This is a genomic window from Microbacterium sp. PI-1 (assembly GCF_004337555.1).
Lineage (GTDB): Bacteria > Actinomycetota > Actinomycetes > Actinomycetales > Microbacteriaceae > Microbacterium > Microbacterium aurugineum.
On sequence record NZ_SJYZ01000004.1, the window covers coordinates 123,218 to 139,733 of the forward strand.

Here is a 16,516-nt window from a genome sequence, read left to right on the forward strand (position 1 = left end):
GCGAGGGGTCGTCTGGGTTTCAGCCCCGGGGCGAGGGAGGGGCGAGGGAGGGGGAGGTCAGGCAGCGGCGATCCAGAGCACCGCGCCGTCGCGCCAGCCGAGGCCGGCTGCGCCTTCCGGGATGGGCGCTTCGTGCCGCGGGCGCACGACGCGCATCCGCTTCCCCGCGAGCTCGACGATGTACACGATGTCGGCCCCGCGGTAGACGTGGGCGACGACGTCGACGTTCACCGGAGTGTCCGCGCCGACCGTCGGCGAGAGCCGCAGGTCCTCCTGGCGGAGCACGACCTCACCGGTGCCATCGGGGCCCGCCCCCGTCAGCGGCACCTGGATCGCGGTGCCGTCGAGCGTCGCGACCGCTCCGGAACGTGTGGCCGGGAGCAGGTTGGCCGCGCCGATGAAGTCTGCCGCGAACGGGGTGCGCGGTGCACCGTAGAGTTCGGCCGGCGCACCTTCCTGTTCGATCACTCCCGCATTCATCAGGACGATGCGGTCGGAGAGGCTCATCGCCTCCTCCTGGTCGTGCGTGACGAACACGGTGGTGAGTCCGAGAGTGCGGTGCAGCTCCTTGAGCTCCACCTGCATGTCGTCCCGCAGCCGGGCATCGAGGTTCGACAGCGGCTCGTCCAGCAGGAGCACACGCGGCTCGAACGCGATCGCGCGGGCCAGGGCGACACGCTGCTGTTGTCCGCCCGACAGCTGCGCCGGCATCCGGTCGGCGAGGTGACCCATCTGCACGCGTTCCAGAGCCCGCACGGCGAGTTCCTTCTGCTCGGTCTTGGACTTCTCGCCCGACATCCGCAGCCCGAAGCGCACGTTCTCGACCACGCTCATGTGCGGGAAGAGGGCATAGCTCTGGAACATCATGCCGAGGTGACGCTTCTCGGGCGGGAGCTTCGTCACATCCTGGCCGGCGATCTCGATGGTGCCGCTGCTCGGCGACTCGAGCCCCGCGATGCAGCGCAGGAGCGTCGTCTTGCCGCACCCCGACGGGCCGAGCAGGGAGACGAACTCCCCGGACCGCATCGAGAGATCGATGCCCTTGAGCACCGATGTCCCCTTGAAGTCCTTGGTGAGAGCAGTGATGGTGAGTGTTGTCATCAGACGAACAACCTTCCCAGGCCGATGATGCGTTCGAGCACGATCATGAGGACGACGGTGAGCAGGACCATGAGAGTCGATACCGCCGCCACGGTGGGCGAGGTGCTGAACTCCAGCTGGCCGTAGATGGCGATGGGGAGCGTCTCGAGCTGCGGTGTGCGCAGGAAGAGGGCGATCACCGCATCGTCGAAGGAGATGTTGAAGGCGAAGAACGCACCCGCCGCGATGCCGGGGCGGGCGATGGGCAGCACGACGAGGCGGTAGCGGTTCCAGGCGCTCGCGCCGAGGGTGCGCGCGGCTTCTTCCGTGAAGTGGTCTGCCCGCGCCATCACTCCGGTGACGGTGCGCATCACGTACGGGATCGCGATCACGACGTGCACGGCGATCAGGACACCGACGTTCGGGGCGCCGATCGTGAGCGACGAGATCGACAGGGCACCGATCGCCAGGATGATCGTCGGGATCGTCAGCGGCGACATCAGCAGGGCTTGGATGGCGGCGCCGCCGGGGATGGTGAAGCGGGTCAGCGCGAGGGCGGCAGCGGTGCCGATCGACGCGGCCACGACGGCCACGGTGACGCCGACCACGAGGCTCAGACGGAACGGTTCGAGGTAGGTGTCCGAGGTGAGCGCCTCGACGTACCAGTCGAGGGTGAACCCCTGACCGGGGAACGTGAGGAAGCGGTTCTCGCCGACGGACGCACCGGCGACGACCAGGAGCGGGACGAGCATGTAGAGCGTCACGATGACGCCGAGGACGATGGCGAGGACCCTGCCGAGGATCGGAACGGAACGGACCATGGTCACACCTTCTGCTTCCCGAGTCGGGACGTCGCTGCGAGCACGAGCATGACCCCGGCGAAGAGCAGCACCGCCTGCGCGGCCGCGAACGACCAGTCGAGGTTGGTGGTCGCATCGACGTAGATGGTCTGCGCGAACACAGGGATCTGCGCCCCGCCGATGAAGCGCGGCGTGATGAACGAGCTCACCGAGAGGACGAAGACGAGCGAGGCACCGGCGACGATGCCGGGGATCGCGAGCGGGAGGACGACGTGCCACAGCGTGCGCCAGAATCCGGCGCCGAGCGTGCGCGACGCCTCTTCGAGCTGAGGCTTGATGCCGGAGATCACACCCAGGATGCTGAGCACCGCGAACGGCAGGAGCACCTGCACCATCGCGATCACGACCCCGGTCTCGGTGCCGAGGAAGCCCTGCGTGCCGCCGACGAGGAACTCCACGCCGGGAATCTGCATCATCAGCCCGGCAGGTCCCATCAGGACGACCCAGCCGAAGGTGCGGACCACGACGCTCGTCATGAGGGGGAGGATCACCACGATGAGCAGGAAGGAGCGCACCAGGGAGCCGGCGCGAGCCATCACGTACGACAGCGGGATCGCGATGACGAGCGTGATGATCGTCTGGATCACCCCCAGGCGGAGCGAACGCAGCGCCGCCTGGAGGTGATACTCACTCGTGAACAACCGGGTGAAGTTGTCGAGGGTGAACCCGCCTGCCGACGATTGCACGCTCATGAGGAGCATGCCAGCCACCGGGGTGATGAAGGCGAGCGCGAGCAGCACGATCGCCGGCAGGAGCAGGAGCCAGGGCTCCCTACGGGTTCGGACACTCATTTGGTGATCAGCGCATTCCACTCATCGGTCCAGGACTGCCGCGAAGCTGCGACATCGCCCGGAGCGTAGACGACGACCGTCTCCAGCTCGTCGCCGGTGAGCACGGCTTCCGCGGCGTCGCCGGAGAGTTCGGTCTGGGTGTTGACCGGCGAGTACCGCATGTTCTCCGCGAAGACGGCCTGCGCTTCGGGGCGCAGTTCGAAATCGATGAAGAGCTTCGCGAGGTCGGGGTTGTCCCGGCCCTCGACCACGTTCGCCGTGATGAGGGAGGCGGTGACGCCCTCCTTCGGGACGATGAACTCTACCGGAAGGCCCGCGTCCTGCAGCGTGCCGGCGTAGTCCATCGCGTACGGGGCGAGCCAGGTGTCGCGCTGTGCGAAGGCGGTCTGCAGGTCGGGCGAGGTGGGTACGACGATCGCGTCGCCCGACGAAGCCAGCTCCCCGAGGTCGGTGATCGCCTGCGAGGGGTCCTCGATGCCGCCGCCGAGCGCATCGGAGACACGGAGCATCGAGAGCACGCCGTACGTGTTCGAGAAGTCCGTGAGGGCGATGTGGCCGGCGTAGGCCTCGTCGAACAGGTCGAGCCACGAGGTCGGTGCCGGAGCATCGGCCTCGGTGTTGTAGACGAGTCCGATCGGTGCGAGCTGGATCACGGGGCCCTCCCCGCGCTCGAGGCCCGCCGTGGCGAGGTCGATCAGGTCACCGGATTCGGACAGCTCGTCGGCGGTGATCGGCGCGATGAGACCGTCCGCGGCGGCGGTGAACTCCTGCCCGCCGGAGAAGTGCACGACATCGATCTGCGGGCTGGCCTTCTGGGCGGTGACCTGGGCGAGGGCGTCGGCGCTGTACAGCGTGATCAACTCGACCTTGGCGCCGGTCTCCTCCTCGAAAGGATCGACGACGGCCTCGATGAAGGCCTTCTCCCAATCGCCGCCGAACGACGTGACGACGAGGGTCTCGCCGGCGAACTCCTTGTCGCCGGACGATGCGGTGTCATCGCCGGCCGCACAGCCGGCGAGGACGAGGGCGCCGGTGGCGACGAGCGCTCCGGTGGTGAGGATTCTTCGGGTATTCATGCACTGCTCCTTCGGGATGGGTCCAGCACTGAGTAGACGCCTTAGACCAGGCGTCCGATGGTGAGCTGCTTCGCTCCGTCGATGCGGATCGCCGCGCTTTCCTTGGCGAACTCCGCGAGTCCTTCGGTGATGCCGCCCCAGATGTTGACGGGTGTCCATCCGAGCGGGCCGAGAGTACGGGCACCACGATCGTAGAAGACGCCGATCTCGTACCACTCGAACGGCAGACCGCCCATCTGCATGGGACGCTGCCAGTACCACTGCAGATCACCCGGTGCGGGTACGACCTGCTGGTTCTCGAACGGCACCTTCTCCGGGTCGAAGTTCTGCGCCTCTTCGGGGAGGCCGACCATGACCTCGGGGCCGGCGTACATCGCGTGCATCGCCTGCATGGTGACCGGCTTCTCCAGTGCACCCCACATGGCCTCGCAGGTGCGAGGGGCGAGGTCCTCGAACAGGGTGGCGACGGCGCGGACGCCGTTCTCGTACTCGAGGAAGACCTGCTTGGTCATCGTGTTCCTTTCTCCGCAGCGGGTTGTTCCGCTGCTCGTTCGCGGGCGGCCGAGACGAACGCCGCGAACAGCGGCATCTCCTCCGCGGCCTCATCGGGGTCGATCATCTTCTCGGGGTGCCACTGCACCGCCCAGAAGGGCCAGTCGCCGCCTGCTTCGACGGCTTCGACGATCCCGTCCGGGGCCCACGCGACCGGGTGCAGGTCGGGGGCGGGGACGGCGATGGACTGGTGGTGGATGGTGTTCACGATCCGGTGCCGCGTGCCGTAGAGGTCGGCGAGACGGCTGCCGTCGGCGAGTCTGATCGGATGCCGGGCGGCGAGCTGCTGGTCTGCTCCGCGCACGGGCTGGTGATCCTCGGTGTGCGGGATGTCGACGAGGAGGGTGCCACCGAAGGCGACGTTGGACACCTGCAGCCCGCGACAGACGGCGAGGACCGGGATGCCGCGTCGGCGGGCGCCCCGGGCGAGGGCGATCTCGAACCCGTCGCGCGACGGATCGTAGGACTTGCCCTCCTGCGGTTCCGCGCCGTAGCGGGACGGGTGCACGTCTTCTCCCCCCGAGAGGAGCAGTCCGTCGAGGCGGTCGAGAACGTCGTCGACGCCCGCCGTCGGGGGCAGCAGGACGACGGCGCCACCGGCGGCTTCGACGGGTGCGGCGTACTCGGCACCCAGGGTGTGTGCGGGGCGGCCTGCCCCGAGATCGGTGTCGATGAAGCGACGCCAGGTCGTGATGCCGATGAGCGGACGGGTCATGACAGCTCGATCCAGGTGGTCTTGAGATCGGTGAACTTGTCGATCGCATGCAGGCTCTTGTCGCGGCCGAAGCCGGACCCCTTGACCCCGCCGAAGGGGATCGTCATGTCGCCCTCCTCGAAGCAGTTCACCCAGACGACGCCGGCACGCAGACGTCGCGACAGGGTGTGCACCGCGTTGAGGTCGGTGCTCCACAGCGCGGCCGCGAGTCCGTACTCGGTGCCGTTGGCGATCTCGAGGGCGTCCTCCACGTCGTCATAGGCGATGACCGAGAGGACGGGGCCGAAGACCTCGCGCTGGGCGACTTCGTGCTGCGGTGTGACTCCGAGCACCACGGGGGCGAAGTAACTGCCGCCGTCGACGGCCTCGAAACGCTCCGGGGTTCCGGCCGCGAGCTCTCCGCCTTCCGCCTGGGCGCGCTCCACGAAACCGGCGATGCCGGCGAGCTGCTTCTCGCTGACGATCGCTCCCATCGAGGTGGTGACGTCGAACGGGTCGGCGGGCAGACTCGTCCGCGCGACCTCGGCGGCGATCTCCAGCGCACGATCATGCTGCGCTCGGGGTACGAGCAGGCGGGACGACGCCGTGCACATCTGTCCCTGGTTGTAGAAGCATCCGTCGGCCGTGGCACGCACCGCGCGCTCCAGGTCGGCGTCGGGCAGCACCAGGCTCGCGGTCTTCCCGCCGAGCTCGGGCCAGACCCGCTTGCCGTTGGACGCCGCCGAGTAGCCGAGGAAGCGCCGTCCGACCTCCGGGGACCCCGTGAAGGTGACGATGTCGACGTCGGGGTGCTCGCCGAGAGCGCGACCGGCGACGTGTCCGGCGCCGGGGAGGACGTTGAGCACGCCGGAGGGGATGCCGGCCTCGTGCGCGAGCTCGGCCAGTCGCAGCGCCGAGTAGGTCGTGTGCTCGGCGGGCTTGAGCACCACGCTGTTGCCGACCGCGAGGGCCGGGGCGAGCTTCCAGGCGGTCATGGTCAGCGGGAAGTTCCACGGCACCACGGCCGCGACGACGCCTGCGGGCTCGCGGGTGACGAGCGCGAGACTGTTCGGCGCGGTGACGGGAGCCTCGTCGAGGATCTTGTCGGCGGCCTCCCCGTACCAGCGGAAGCAGGTGACGACGGCGCGAAGCTCGGTCTGCAGAGCCTCACGGACGGGCTTTCCCATCTCGAGCGAGATCGTGAGGGCGAGCTCTTCGGCGTTGTCGTGGATCTTCTGCGCGAAGGCGATCAGCCGCTGTCCGCGCTCACGAGGGGCGATCCGCGACCAGGCCCCGGAATCGAAGGCGGTGCGCGCGGAGCGGACGGCCCGGTCCACATCGGCCGGCGAGGCGGCGCTGATCTGCGGAAGTGCGCGACCGTCGCGGGGGCTCACGGGAGACAGGGGCTCGGCCGAGCCCTCCTCCCACGCGCCGTCGATGAACATGCGCGTGTGCAGGGGCAGCGTCGCCGCGCGATCCGCCCAGTCGTCTCCAGTAGCCGTGAACACGGTCGTCCTCTCCAGGGGTGATGGCCCTGGAGAGGATACTCGCCCTATTTCGCCACGAGGTCAAGCTATAGAGACCGATCTCGCCATTTCGTTACATGCCAGTAACAGAATCGGCCTATAGGCGAATCGCGCCCGTGGGCATGTCGTTGGCCAGCGCGGCGGGAGCCTCGTCGACGATCAGAGACCCGCGCAGCACCGGAGTGATCACCACCAGCGACTCGACGACCTCGAGTCCGTCGTGCCCCGCCACGGCGGGACCGGTGAGGAACTCGTAGAACGCATCCGCATCCTTGACGAGCACATTGGCGAGCAGCTGCGAGGTCCCCGTGGTGGCGGCGATGAACTTCACCTCCGGTGCGGCGGCGAGAGCCGCTCCCACCTTCTCGAGGCGCGCCATCGGGACGCGGAGCCACACCAGAGCCTCCAAACCGAGGCCGAACAGGCTCGGCACCACCTCGGTGCGGGGATGCATGAGGCCGCGACGGCTCAGGGACTCCATCCGTCTCCGGGTGGTGGTGACGTTCAGTCCCAGTGACCGGGCGAGCTGCGCGACCGGCATCCGACCGTCTTTCAGCAGCAGGCGGATCAGTGCCTCCTCGTCCGCGCTGAGGGAATCGGCGGGGTCGACCTCGGAGCCGGACGACTCGTCGAGCATGCGGGCCTGTTCGTCGGTGAGCACTCCCGCGCGCCAATCGTGCCCCGAGCGGAAGAACTTCAGCACCGTCGTCACGTTGATCGAGTCGATGCCCTCGAGCTCGGGGAAGTCGGTGAAGAGCAGCTCGCGGATCGAGGCGTCGTCGTGGGGGAGCAGCATTCCGGCGATGTCGCTGCTGCCTTCGAGCACCGAGACGGAGGAGGCGTCCGGCCGTCGTGCCAGCGTGCGTGCCACATGCCAGAGCGCGTGCGGCTCGGTCGTGATGCGGAACAGCACCGCGCGGGCGTGGAGCACTCTGGCGGGGTCGACATAGGTGGAGACCCGCACCAGTCCGCGGTCGAGCAGTCGCTGCCCACGGCGGGCGACGGTGCGTTCCGGCAGATCGACCACGCGGCCGATCTCCCCCCACGACGCACGGCCGTTCACCTGCAGGGCCGCGGCGACGATCCGATCGGTTTCGTCGGCCATCACATCGTTCGTGGGCACGGGCTCTCCTTCACCGGGGACGGACTCGGGTGAAGGTTATCCCAGTGCGCCGAGCCGCCGGGACCAAAACGGAGACCGGACGCGGTCATCGCGGCCTGTCTCGAGCCGACCTGCCGCCGGAGTGCGAGACGGTCCCGGTTTCGGCATCCGCGGCGATGGCGTCAGATGTCGGAGAAGTCGTTGCCGCCGCTGCTGATGCGCGTCACGACGTCGTCGGTGACCTTCAGGGTGATGTACTCGACACCGACCTCTCCGGGATTCACGAGAGACGAGGTGCCGGGAACCTCTCGCATGCCGATCTTGAGGTAGTCGGAGACGCCGTCGCCGTCTTCATCCCACTCATCCTCTGCGCCGGCGGCGATCGCCTCGGCGCGGGTGGAACCGAGGCCGAGCCCCTCCGTGGTGCGGAAGATCACGCCGGGGGCATCCGCCGACACGACCAGGGTTATGCGGGTCTCGTAGGCCGTCGCCTTCGTCCCGTTCCACTCGAACCCGTCGTACACCGAGTCGTACGGGCCTTCGACCGGTCCCTCCGTCGGCGCGGATCCGAAGGCGTCGGTGAGGGCGGCGACGACGCCATTCGGGTCGTCGTATCCGATCACGGGCCCCTCGTCGATCGAGAGGCCGTCGACGGAGATCTCGACGATACGGTCTGCGGGCGTGGCGGAGGCCGAGGTGCTCGGTGTGGATGACGATGTCGAGGTCGCGGAGCCGTCCGGTGACTGCCCGGGAGCGCAGGCGGTGAGCGAGAGGCCCAGGAGCGCGGCGGTGACGGAGGCGAGGACGAGGTGACGACGGCTTGGCATGACCCGAGCCTAGGGCGGTCGCATGGACGTTCTTCGGTCAGACCCGTGACCGAAACGAATCGTTATGTGCGGAGGCCTGTACCACGAACGAGGACGCCGTCCAGGCCGAAGCCCGAACGGCGTCCTGTGATGACGATCGCGGATCAGTCCGCTTCGGTCGTATCCGCCGGGGTGTGCTGCCGACGACGGCGCATTGCGAACAGGCCGACGCCTGCTGCCAGGAGCACGACGGCTGCGACGATGTACGGCGTGCTGTCGGCGCCGGTCGCGGCCAGGTCGTCCGCGGTCGAGCTCCCCGCGCCCGGGGTCACTGCCCCTCCGCCGGAGACCGCAGCGACGGTGAGTGCCGCGGTGACCTCCGTGCCATCGGGCAGGATGACGGCGAGGGTGTGTGCGCCGGCCGGAGTGTTCGCGGGGATCGTGACCGTCCGCTGGAACGAGCCGTTCGCACCGGCGGTCGCGGTGCCCAGCTGCACCGGGTCAGAGCGGAGCTCGAGGCGAAGCTCGGCGCCCTCCGCGAAGCCGCTGCCCGCGACCGTGACGGTGCCCCCGGCCTTCACCGCGGCCGCGCCGAGCTCGATCTTGGCCGGAACCTCGGGCTCCGGCGTGACCGGGGGTGTGACGCCCTCCTCGGTGACCCACTTCTCGCCGGCGTCCGACTTCGTCACGGTGAACGTGTCGTAGACGGCGCCGACGGGGAGGTCGGTCGTGGCTCCCGGCTGCTTCTCCGCGAGGTAGGAGCGGTAGACGAGCTGGTTCTTCGAGACGTCGATCACCTGGTACGTCGTCACGTCCTGACCACGCAGCACCTGGGTGGCGCCGTTGTTGGTCCAGACGTTCTTCTCGGCGGATTCCAGGTCGTAGTGCTTCGCGCCCGAGTTCGACACGACGTAGACGGGACCCGTGGTGAGGCCGGGGGTCTCGGTCGCGTCCGTGTTCACAAAGCCGCGGGCGTAGGTGTGGTCGTGGCCCATGAGTACCAGGTCGATGTCGTTGCGCTGGAAGACCGGCAGCCACTCCGCGCGCAGCACCGGCTCGTCACGGCCCGCCGATGCGGAGAACACCGGCTGGTGGAAGGTGACGACGTTCCACTTCGACGGGCTGTTCTGCAGCAGCAGGTCGAGCCATGCGCCCTGGAAGCGGGTCCAGAGCACGCCGATCTGCGTGGATGGGCACTCCGCGCCGCTGCAGGAGGGGAGTCCGGCCGGCGTGAGGAAAGTGGTGTCGCGTGTCGCGTTCAGCGTGATGAAGCGCACGCCCTGGTAGTCGGTGTAGTACGCGGTCTCGGCAGCGAATGAGCTCCAGTGGTCGAAGAACGCGCGGTACTGCTGCGCGACCTCCGAGTCGCCCTTCGCGAGGTCTGCCAGCTCACCGATCGAGCTGGTCGACGGGTTGTTGTGCGGGTATTCGAAGGCTGCCTTCCAGGCGGTGAGGAGCTTGTCGCCGGAGTACTCGTGGTTGCCGGGGGCTGCCATCACGTTGGTGCGGACCGCCGAGTCCTTCATGCCCTTGAACCAGTTGACCCACTCGTTCTCGTTGCTCGAGGTGTTGATCAGGTCGCCTGCGTGCACCGAGCCGATCGACCGGGGAGCGTTGGCCTCGGCCTGCTTCACGACACTCGGCCACGTGGTGTCGAGGCCGATCTGGGCGTCGCCGTAGTAGATGAACTGGAAGTCGGTCGCGGAAGGATCCGCGGTGCGGAAGGTGAACCACTCGCTCCAGCTGCCGGGAAGACCGACGCGGTAGCGGTACTCGGTGGCGGCGGTGAGGCCGGTCACGGTCGCCGAGAAGTGCTTGTTCGGGTTGCCGTTCACGACGCCGGCGTCGTACGCGTCGATCGTGCGGGTCTCGCCGCCGGCGGCCGGGGCGATCTCGACCTGTCCGACCGTGTGCGAGGCGTTGCCGGCCAGCCACGAGAAGGCCTGGGAGACCTCGGGCTGCTCGGTCGGTGTCAGGATGACGCGGGTCGGCGGGGCGAGCACGGGCGTGCCGGGGTCGGACGCCTCCACCAGGGTCAACGAAGACATGTCGAAGAAGATGTCCGAGCTGGTCTCGCGATCCTGGAAGAGGGAGACGGCGATGGTGTTGGTGCCGTCGTGGAGCAGGTCGCCTTCGGCGCTGAACGTGCTCGTCAGCGGGTCGCCGTTGCTGTCGCCGGCGTACTCGACGTTGGTCGTGTCGGTGATGCGGCCGTCGACGTAGCGGGCGACCTCCTCGCCGTTGATCCAGACGATGATCGCATCGTCGTAGGTGATCGTGCTCTGCAGGACGGCGACCTTCTCCGCCACACCCGCCTCGAGCTCGAAGGTCGTGCGGAAGAAGTACGTCGGCACGGTCGGAGCCTGGGTGCCGTCGAGGTAGTGGTTCAGGAGTGTTCGGGGCGTCTGCGGGCCGACCGGGGCGAGCTCTCCGCGTTTTGCGCCGAAGGAGCCGGGGGCCGTCTTCCACGCGCTGTCGTCATAGGCGGGCAGCGTCCAGTCGCGGAGCGCCGCGGGAGCGGGCGAGGGATCGGAGCCGTCGTCGAGATAGTGCCAGGCGGTGTCGCCGGTGATCAGCGAGCCGGTCGGAACCTCGGGGTCGGGTGCGGCGAGGGCCGCGGGGGCGACGACGGCGCCGCCGAGCAGGGCGAGGAGCGCGACGGATGTGAGTCCGTGACGTCGCCACCGCACCGCAGGGGTGGGGGAGGTCATGTCAGTCCTTCGTGGAGGGGGGGTCCGTGCTCAGCCGCACGGGGCTCATCCACTCCACCGAAGACGGATGGCCGGAGCCTGACCCCGCGGGGACCGGGAGGTGAACGATGTGATGCGGGCCACGTCACCGGGGCCATAGCGGAGACCGATCGGTCGCGGGCCCGCGTGTCGAGGGGCGGCGCGCCGTGGGGCGAGCGGATGGTCTGCTTTTCGGCAGATGAGGGGGCGCAGAGCCCAGGCGGAGTCGGCTCACCCCGGTACGCTGGAACCCATGCTCAACATGGCTGACGGCCTCGCTCGTCTCGGTGCGCTCGCCGAGAATCCGGTCGTCGGCACCCTCGCGAGGGCGTTCGAGAGCGCGGGCTACGAATTGGCCGTGGTCGGTGGTCCGGTGCGCGATGCGCTGCTCGGTCGGGAGACGCACGATCTCGACTTCACCACGAACGCGTCGCCCGACGACATCCTGGCGATCGTCACTCCGATCTCGACCGCCCGCTGGGACATCGGCCGCGAGTTCGGCACGATCGGCGCGCGCGTGCAGGGCGAGCAGGTCGAGATCACGACGTATCGCGCCGACAGCTACGACGGCGTGACCCGCAAGCCCACGGTCGAGTTCGGCGACACGATCGACGGCGACCTCGTGCGCCGCGACTTCACGGTCAACTCGATGGCGCTCCAGGTGCCGGCTGTGAAGCTCGTCGACCCGACCGGCGGAGTGGAAGACCTCATCGCCGGTGTTCTGCGCACCCCCGCCGACCCGAAGATCTCGTTCGGCGACGACCCGTTGCGGATGCTGCGGGCGGCTCGTTTCAGCGCCCAGCTCGGCTTCCGCGTCGACGAGGCCACCACCGCGGCGATCGCCGCGCTGCGCGAGACCCTGACGATCGTGAGCCCCGAGCGCATCCAGTCCGAGCTCGTGCGCCTCATGCAGACGGACGATCCGGTGCGCGGCATCCGCGTGCTGGTCGACACCGGCCTGATCGACGAGTTCCTCCCCGAGGTCACCGCGCTGCGCCTCGAGGTCGATGAGCACCATCATCACAAGGACGTCTACGAGCACTCGCTCACCGTGCTCCGTCAGGCGATCGAGCTCGAGCACTCCCGGCACCCCGGTGCCGCCCCCGATGTGCCGCTGCGCATCGCCGCCCTGCTGCACGACATCGGCAAGCCTCGCACCCGCAAGCTCGAGGCCGGGGGAGTGGTGACCTTCCATCACCACGACGTGGTCGGGGCGCGCATGGCTCGCAAGCGGCTGCAGGCTCTGCGCTTCGACACCGCCACGACCGACGCCGTCGCCACCCTCATCGAGTTGCACCTGCGCTTCTTCGGCTATGCCGAGGGGACCTGGACGGATGCCGCGGTGCGACGCTACGTGCGCGACGCGGGCGACCTGCTGGAGCGGTTGCACATCCTGACCCGGGCCGATGTGACCACGCGCAACAAACGCAAGGCCGGTCGCCTGGCGGCTGCGTACGACGACATCGAATCGCGCATCGTCGCCCTCCGTGAGCAGGAGGAGCTCGACTCGATCCGTCCGGAACTCGACGGAAACCGCATCCAGGAGGTGCTCGGCATCTCACCGGGGCGTGAGGTGGGCGAGGCGTACCGGTTCCTGCTCGACCTGCGCCTGGACGAGGGTGTGCTCGGTCCCGACGTCGCGGAGCAGCGCCTCCGCGAGTGGTGGGCCTCGCGCGGCTGACTCCGGCCCGCCTATTCCGCGCGTGGCCCCACGCTCGTACACTGAATCCACGAAGCCTCTTCGATGATCGGAGATCGCTGTGTCTGCGCCGTGGCAGGTATCCCGCGAGTCCCTTCCGGCGACATCGCGCCTTCTCGTCGAGCGCGCGCACGAGGAACTGCTCGCCGGCAATCTCGACGACCGGCGGCTGCAGGGGGTGCGTCCGCTCGTCCGCGAGTCGTGGGAACGCTCGTGGCGCCGCCGTGTCGCCCCCGAAGACACACCGCGGCTGGAGTTGATCAGCGACGAACTGGAGGAGTATCGGCTCGCCCACCCGCTCGCCTCCGCGATGGACATGATCCGCGCCCTGCTGTTGCCGGGCTCGAGCGAGGACACCGGGGTGATCATCGCCGTCGGTGACCAGGCGGGTCGGTTGCTGTGGATCGAAGGCGACGAACAGCTGCGCTCGCTCACGGACGACATGGGCTTCGTCGCCGGTGCGAACTGGTCGGAGGATGCGGTCGGGACGAGTGCGCCCGGCACGGCCCTCGCCTTGGAACAGTCGGTGCAGATCCGCGGTGCCGAGCACTACAACAGGCTCGTGCATCCGTGGTCGTGCACGGCCGCACCTGTGCGCGACCCGGAGACGAAGCGTGTGCTCGGGGTGATCGACATCACCGGCGGACCCGAGGTCGTGTCCCCGCAGGCACGGTTGCTGGTCGATGCGACGGCTCGGGCCGTGGAGTCCGAGCTGATGGTCGCGCGCCTCCGGGCGAGGAGCGAGACGCCGCGTTCGCGGTCGACCCCCTCGAAGGCGCGTATCCCGGCGACCGCCCGGGCGACGCTGCACGTTCTCGGACGCGACCGTGCGCGCTTGGAGACCGAGTCGGCGCACGGCGAGGCCATGATCGACCTGAGCGCGCGACATGCCGCCATCCTCCTGATGCTCGCGGTCCACCGTCAGGGGCTCTCGGCCGAGCGTCTGTGCGAGCTGGTCTACGGCGAAGGGGTCTCGCCCGACACGCTGCGCCCGGAGATGGTGCGTCTGCGCAAGGTGCTCGAGCGCACGGCCCCCGACCTCGTGCCGGAGTCCCGTCCCTATCGGCTGCCCGTCGCCCTCGACACCGACGCGCATGACGTGCTCTCGCTGCTCGACCGCGGTGCTCACCGTGTCGCACTGACGGCGTACCGCGGGCCCGTGCTGCCCGAGTCGACCTCGCCCGGGGTGGAGGAGTTCCGCGAGACGGTGCGCGGGGCGTTGCGTGAGGTGATGCTCTCGGAGGCCAGCCTCGACGTTCTGCTCTCCTACGCCGAGATCCCCGAGGGGCAGGGCGACGCCGAGGTGCTGCGCCTGGCCCTGGAGATGCTCCCCGCACGGTCGCCGAAGCGCGCGGCACTGGTCACCCGGATCGAGCGCCTCGGCAGCTGATCCCCCCCCGTTTGCGGGATCGAAAACGCCCCTCCCGGGCCCCTCTCCGGTGCGTTTCTGATCCCGCACGGGGGTCGATCCCGCGACTGCAACCCGCTGCAACGTTGCGCATCGGGGTGCAACCTCCCGCGACCTACCTTCGGAACACAGCCGCGCACGGAGCGCGGCCCGTCGAAGGAGACTCCATGAGCATCGTCGAAGAAGACGTGTCCCTCGCCTACGCGGCCCCGGGCCGGCCGGGCGCCCTCGCGAACTATCGTCCCCGATACGGCCACTACATCGGGGGAGAGTTCGTCGAACCCGTGAAGGGTCAGTACTTCGAGAACATCAGCCCCGTCAACGGCAAGCCGTTCACCGAGGTCGGCCGCGGCACGAGCGAAGACATCGACCGCGCCGTGGACGTGGCCTGGAAGGCGTTCACCGGATGGGGGAAGACGAGTCCGGCCGAGCGCTCGGTCATCCTGAATCGCATCGCGGATCGCATCGAGCAGCACCTCGAGGAGATCGCTGTCGCGGAGACGTGGGAGAACGGCAAGCCCGTGCGCGAGACCCTCGCCGCCGACATCCCTCTCGCCGTCGATCACTTCCGCTACTTCGCCGGTGTGCTGCGGGCACAGGAGGGCGGGATCAGTCAACTCGACGAGAACACCGTCGCGTACCACTTCCATGAGCCGCTCGGCGTGGTCGGGCAGATCATCCCCTGGAACTTTCCGATCCTGATGGCCGTGTGGAAGCTCGCGCCCGCGCTCGCCGCAGGCAACTGCGTCGTGATCAAGCCGGCCGAGCAGACGCCGGCATCCCTGCTGTTCCTGTTCGACATCATCGGTGACCTGCTCCCGGCGGGTGTCGTGAACATCGTCAACGGGTTCGGCATCGAGGCGGGCGCTCCGCTCGCGCAACACAAGCGCATCCGCAAGGTCGCCTTCACGGGAGAGACCACGACCGGTCGTCTGATCATGCAGTACGCCTCGCAGAACCTGATCCCGGTCACGCTGGAGCTCGGAGGCAAGAGCCCGAACGTGTTCTTCGACGACGTCGCCCGCTCGACCAGTGACCCGTTCTACGACAAGGCACTCGAGGGCTTCACGATGTTCGCGCTGAACCAGGGCGAGGTCTGCACCTGTCCCTCGCGTGCACTCATCCAGCGGTCGATCTACGACGGATTCCTCGCCGACGGACTCCAGCGCGTCGGCAAGGTCGTACAGGGCAACCCGCTCGATCCCGCCACGATGATCGGTGCGCAGGCGTCGAACGACCAACTGGAGAAGATCCTCAGCTACATCGACATCGGCACGCAGGGCGGTGCGCGACTGCTGGCCGGAGGGGAGCGGGTCGACCTCGGCGGTGATCTCAGCGAGGGGTTCTACGTCGCCCCGACCGTGTTCGAGGGCACGAACGACATGCGCATCTTCCAGGAGGAGATCTTCGGTCCGGTGCTCTCGGTCACGTCGTTCGATGACTTCGACGACGCGATCTCCATCGCGAACGACACGCTCTACGGACTGGGTGCGGGTGTGTGGAGCCGCAGTGGCGACACGGCCTATCGCGCGGGCCGGGCGATCGAGGCCGGACGTGTATGGACGAACACCTACCACCAGTACCCGGCCCACGCCGCGTTCGGCGGATACAAGCAGTCGGGTGTGGGGCGCGAGAACCACAAGATGATGCTCGACCACTACCAGCAGACGAAGAACCTCCTCGTCTCGTACGCGGAAGGGCCCATGGGCTTCTTCTGAGCTCGACCCCGGGCGGGCGCTGCTCCCTCAGCGCCCGCCCGGACCATCTCTGGAAGGGGGAACCGTGGCCATCAGCGGCACACAGCAGCGGGTCGATGTGACGGAGGCTGCGGCCTCTCTCGTGCGCGAGCTCACCGTGCAGCACGGTCCGCTCATGTTCCATCAGTCGGGCGGATGCTGCGACGGCTCCGCGCCCATGTGCTTCCCCGTCGGCATGTTCCTCATCGGCGAGGGCGACGTGCTGCTCGGCAATCTCGATGTCGGACTCGTAGACCCCGTCGAGGTCTACATGTCGCAGTCGCAGTTCGAGTACTGGAAGTACACGCACCTGACCATCGACGTCGTCCCCGGTCGCGGCGCCGGGTTCAGCGTCGAAGGACCGACGGGTATGCGATTCCTCATCCGCTCCCGGATGCTGGACGACACGGAGCTTGCGTACTTCGGACTGGCGACGCCGGCAGGCTGAGTCGCCCGC

The 16,516-nt window shown here is 68.5% G+C and carries 14 protein-coding genes; 4 read left to right on the plus strand and 10 right to left on the minus strand.

All coding sequences use genetic code 11. The annotated features are described in order from the left end of the window. Positions 1 to 57 precede the first annotated feature (57 nt). The 10 genes from E0W80_RS05830 to E0W80_RS05875 all read right to left on the minus strand — a co-directional run bounded on the left by E0W80_RS05830 (position 58) and on the right by E0W80_RS05875 (position 11,198). On the minus strand, positions 58 to 1,101 hold the full coding sequence (locus E0W80_RS05830; RefSeq protein ID WP_131491671.1) for an ABC transporter ATP-binding protein: 1,044 nt from the start codon (positions 1,099 to 1,101) through the stop codon (positions 58 to 60). Further along, on the minus strand, positions 1,101 to 1,901 hold the full coding sequence (locus tag E0W80_RS05835; protein ID WP_240740466.1) for an ABC transporter permease: 801 nt from the start codon (positions 1,899 to 1,901) through the stop codon (positions 1,101 to 1,103). The genes E0W80_RS05830 and E0W80_RS05835 overlap by 1 nt, the downstream gene beginning before the upstream one ends. Positions 1,902 to 1,903: 2 nt before the next feature. Then, positions 1,904 to 2,731, minus strand: coding sequence for an ABC transporter permease (locus E0W80_RS05840; RefSeq protein WP_047521401.1), 828 nt, complete (start codon positions 2,729 to 2,731; stop codon positions 1,904 to 1,906). Beyond that, a complete protein-coding gene (locus E0W80_RS05845) occupies positions 2,728 to 3,807 on the minus strand; it encodes an ABC transporter substrate-binding protein (protein ID WP_131491673.1) in 1,080 nt (359 codons plus the stop codon). Before E0W80_RS05845 ends, E0W80_RS05840 begins: the two co-directional genes overlap by 4 nt. A gap of 41 nt (positions 3,808 to 3,848) precedes the next feature. After that, positions 3,849 to 4,319 carry a DUF3830 family protein gene (locus tag E0W80_RS05850; protein ID WP_017829890.1) on the minus strand — a complete coding sequence of 157 codons (471 nt, stop codon included), beginning with the start codon at positions 4,317 to 4,319 and terminating at the stop codon, positions 3,849 to 3,851. Then, positions 4,316 to 5,074 carry a gamma-glutamyl-gamma-aminobutyrate hydrolase family protein gene (locus tag E0W80_RS05855; protein ID WP_131491674.1) on the minus strand — a complete coding sequence of 253 codons (759 nt, stop codon included), beginning with the start codon at positions 5,072 to 5,074 and terminating at the stop codon, positions 4,316 to 4,318. The genes E0W80_RS05850 and E0W80_RS05855 overlap by 4 nt, the downstream gene beginning before the upstream one ends. Continuing rightward, on the minus strand, positions 5,071 to 6,561 hold the full coding sequence (locus E0W80_RS05860; RefSeq protein ID WP_131491675.1) for an aldehyde dehydrogenase family protein: 1,491 nt from the start codon (positions 6,559 to 6,561) through the stop codon (positions 5,071 to 5,073). Before E0W80_RS05860 ends, E0W80_RS05855 begins: the two co-directional genes overlap by 4 nt. A 115-nt stretch (positions 6,562 to 6,676) precedes the next feature. Continuing rightward, complete coding sequence (locus tag E0W80_RS05865; protein ID WP_131491676.1) at positions 6,677 to 7,702, minus strand: Lrp/AsnC family transcriptional regulator; 1,026 nt, start codon at positions 7,700 to 7,702, stop codon at positions 6,677 to 6,679. 161 nt (positions 7,703 to 7,863) lie between these two features. Next, positions 7,864 to 8,508, minus strand: a complete 645-nt coding sequence (locus E0W80_RS05870) for a hypothetical protein (protein WP_131491677.1) — start codon at positions 8,506 to 8,508, stop codon at positions 7,864 to 7,866. Positions 8,509 to 8,651: 143 nt separating this feature from the next. Then, complete coding sequence (locus tag E0W80_RS05875) at positions 8,652 to 11,198, minus strand: fibronectin type III domain-containing protein (RefSeq protein ID WP_131491678.1); 2,547 nt, start codon at positions 11,196 to 11,198, stop codon at positions 8,652 to 8,654. A 271-nt stretch (positions 11,199 to 11,469) separates the two neighbouring features. On the opposite strand from E0W80_RS05875, the gene E0W80_RS05880 reads away from it, so the two are divergent. The 4 genes from E0W80_RS05880 to E0W80_RS05895 all read left to right on the plus strand — a co-directional run bounded on the left by E0W80_RS05880 (position 11,470) and on the right by E0W80_RS05895 (position 16,507). Next, positions 11,470 to 12,897 carry a CCA tRNA nucleotidyltransferase gene (locus tag E0W80_RS05880; protein WP_131491679.1) on the plus strand — a complete coding sequence of 476 codons (1,428 nt, stop codon included), beginning with the start codon at positions 11,470 to 11,472 and terminating at the stop codon, positions 12,895 to 12,897. Positions 12,898 to 12,976: 79 nt separating this feature from the next. After that, positions 12,977 to 14,305, plus strand: a complete 1,329-nt coding sequence (locus tag E0W80_RS05885) for a GAF domain-containing protein (RefSeq protein WP_131491680.1) — start codon at positions 12,977 to 12,979, stop codon at positions 14,303 to 14,305. Between the two features lie 185 nt (positions 14,306 to 14,490). Next, positions 14,491 to 16,041 (plus strand): aldehyde dehydrogenase family protein, encoded by a 1,551-nt coding sequence (locus tag E0W80_RS05890; RefSeq protein WP_131491681.1) that lies wholly within the window; start codon positions 14,491 to 14,493, stop codon positions 16,039 to 16,041. Between the two features lie 64 nt (positions 16,042 to 16,105). Then, positions 16,106 to 16,507 (plus strand): DUF779 domain-containing protein, encoded by a 402-nt coding sequence (locus tag E0W80_RS05895; protein ID WP_205802310.1) that lies wholly within the window; start codon positions 16,106 to 16,108, stop codon positions 16,505 to 16,507. Positions 16,508 to 16,516 lie beyond the last annotated feature (9 nt).

Coding starts and splice junctions, on each gene's coding strand:
- E0W80_RS05840 (WP_047521401.1), bottom strand. CDS start 2,731: ATGAGTGTCCGAACCCGTAGGGAGCCCTGGCTCCTGCTCCTGCCGGCG.
- E0W80_RS05875 (WP_131491678.1), bottom strand. CDS start 11,198: ATGACCTCCCCCACCCCTGCGGTGCGGTGGCGACGTCACGGACTCACA.
- E0W80_RS05870 (WP_131491677.1), bottom strand. CDS start 8,508: ATGCCAAGCCGTCGTCACCTCGTCCTCGCCTCCGTCACCGCCGCGCTC.
- E0W80_RS05855 (WP_131491674.1), bottom strand. CDS start 5,074: ATGACCCGTCCGCTCATCGGCATCACGACCTGGCGTCGCTTCATCGAC.
- E0W80_RS05890 (WP_131491681.1), top strand. CDS start 14,491: ATGAGCATCGTCGAAGAAGACGTGTCCCTCGCCTACGCGGCCCCGGGC.
- E0W80_RS05835 (WP_240740466.1), bottom strand. CDS start 1,901: ATGGTCCGTTCCGTTCCGATCCTCGGCAGGGTCCTCGCCATCGTCCTC.
- E0W80_RS05830 (WP_131491671.1), bottom strand. CDS start 1,101: ATGACAACACTCACCATCACTGCTCTCACCAAGGACTTCAAGGGGACA.
- E0W80_RS05845 (WP_131491673.1), bottom strand. CDS start 3,807: ATGAATACCCGAAGAATCCTCACCACCGGAGCGCTCGTCGCCACCGGC.
- E0W80_RS05850 (WP_017829890.1), bottom strand. CDS start 4,319: ATGACCAAGCAGGTCTTCCTCGAGTACGAGAACGGCGTCCGCGCCGTC.
- E0W80_RS05880 (WP_131491679.1), top strand. CDS start 11,470: ATGCTCAACATGGCTGACGGCCTCGCTCGTCTCGGTGCGCTCGCCGAG.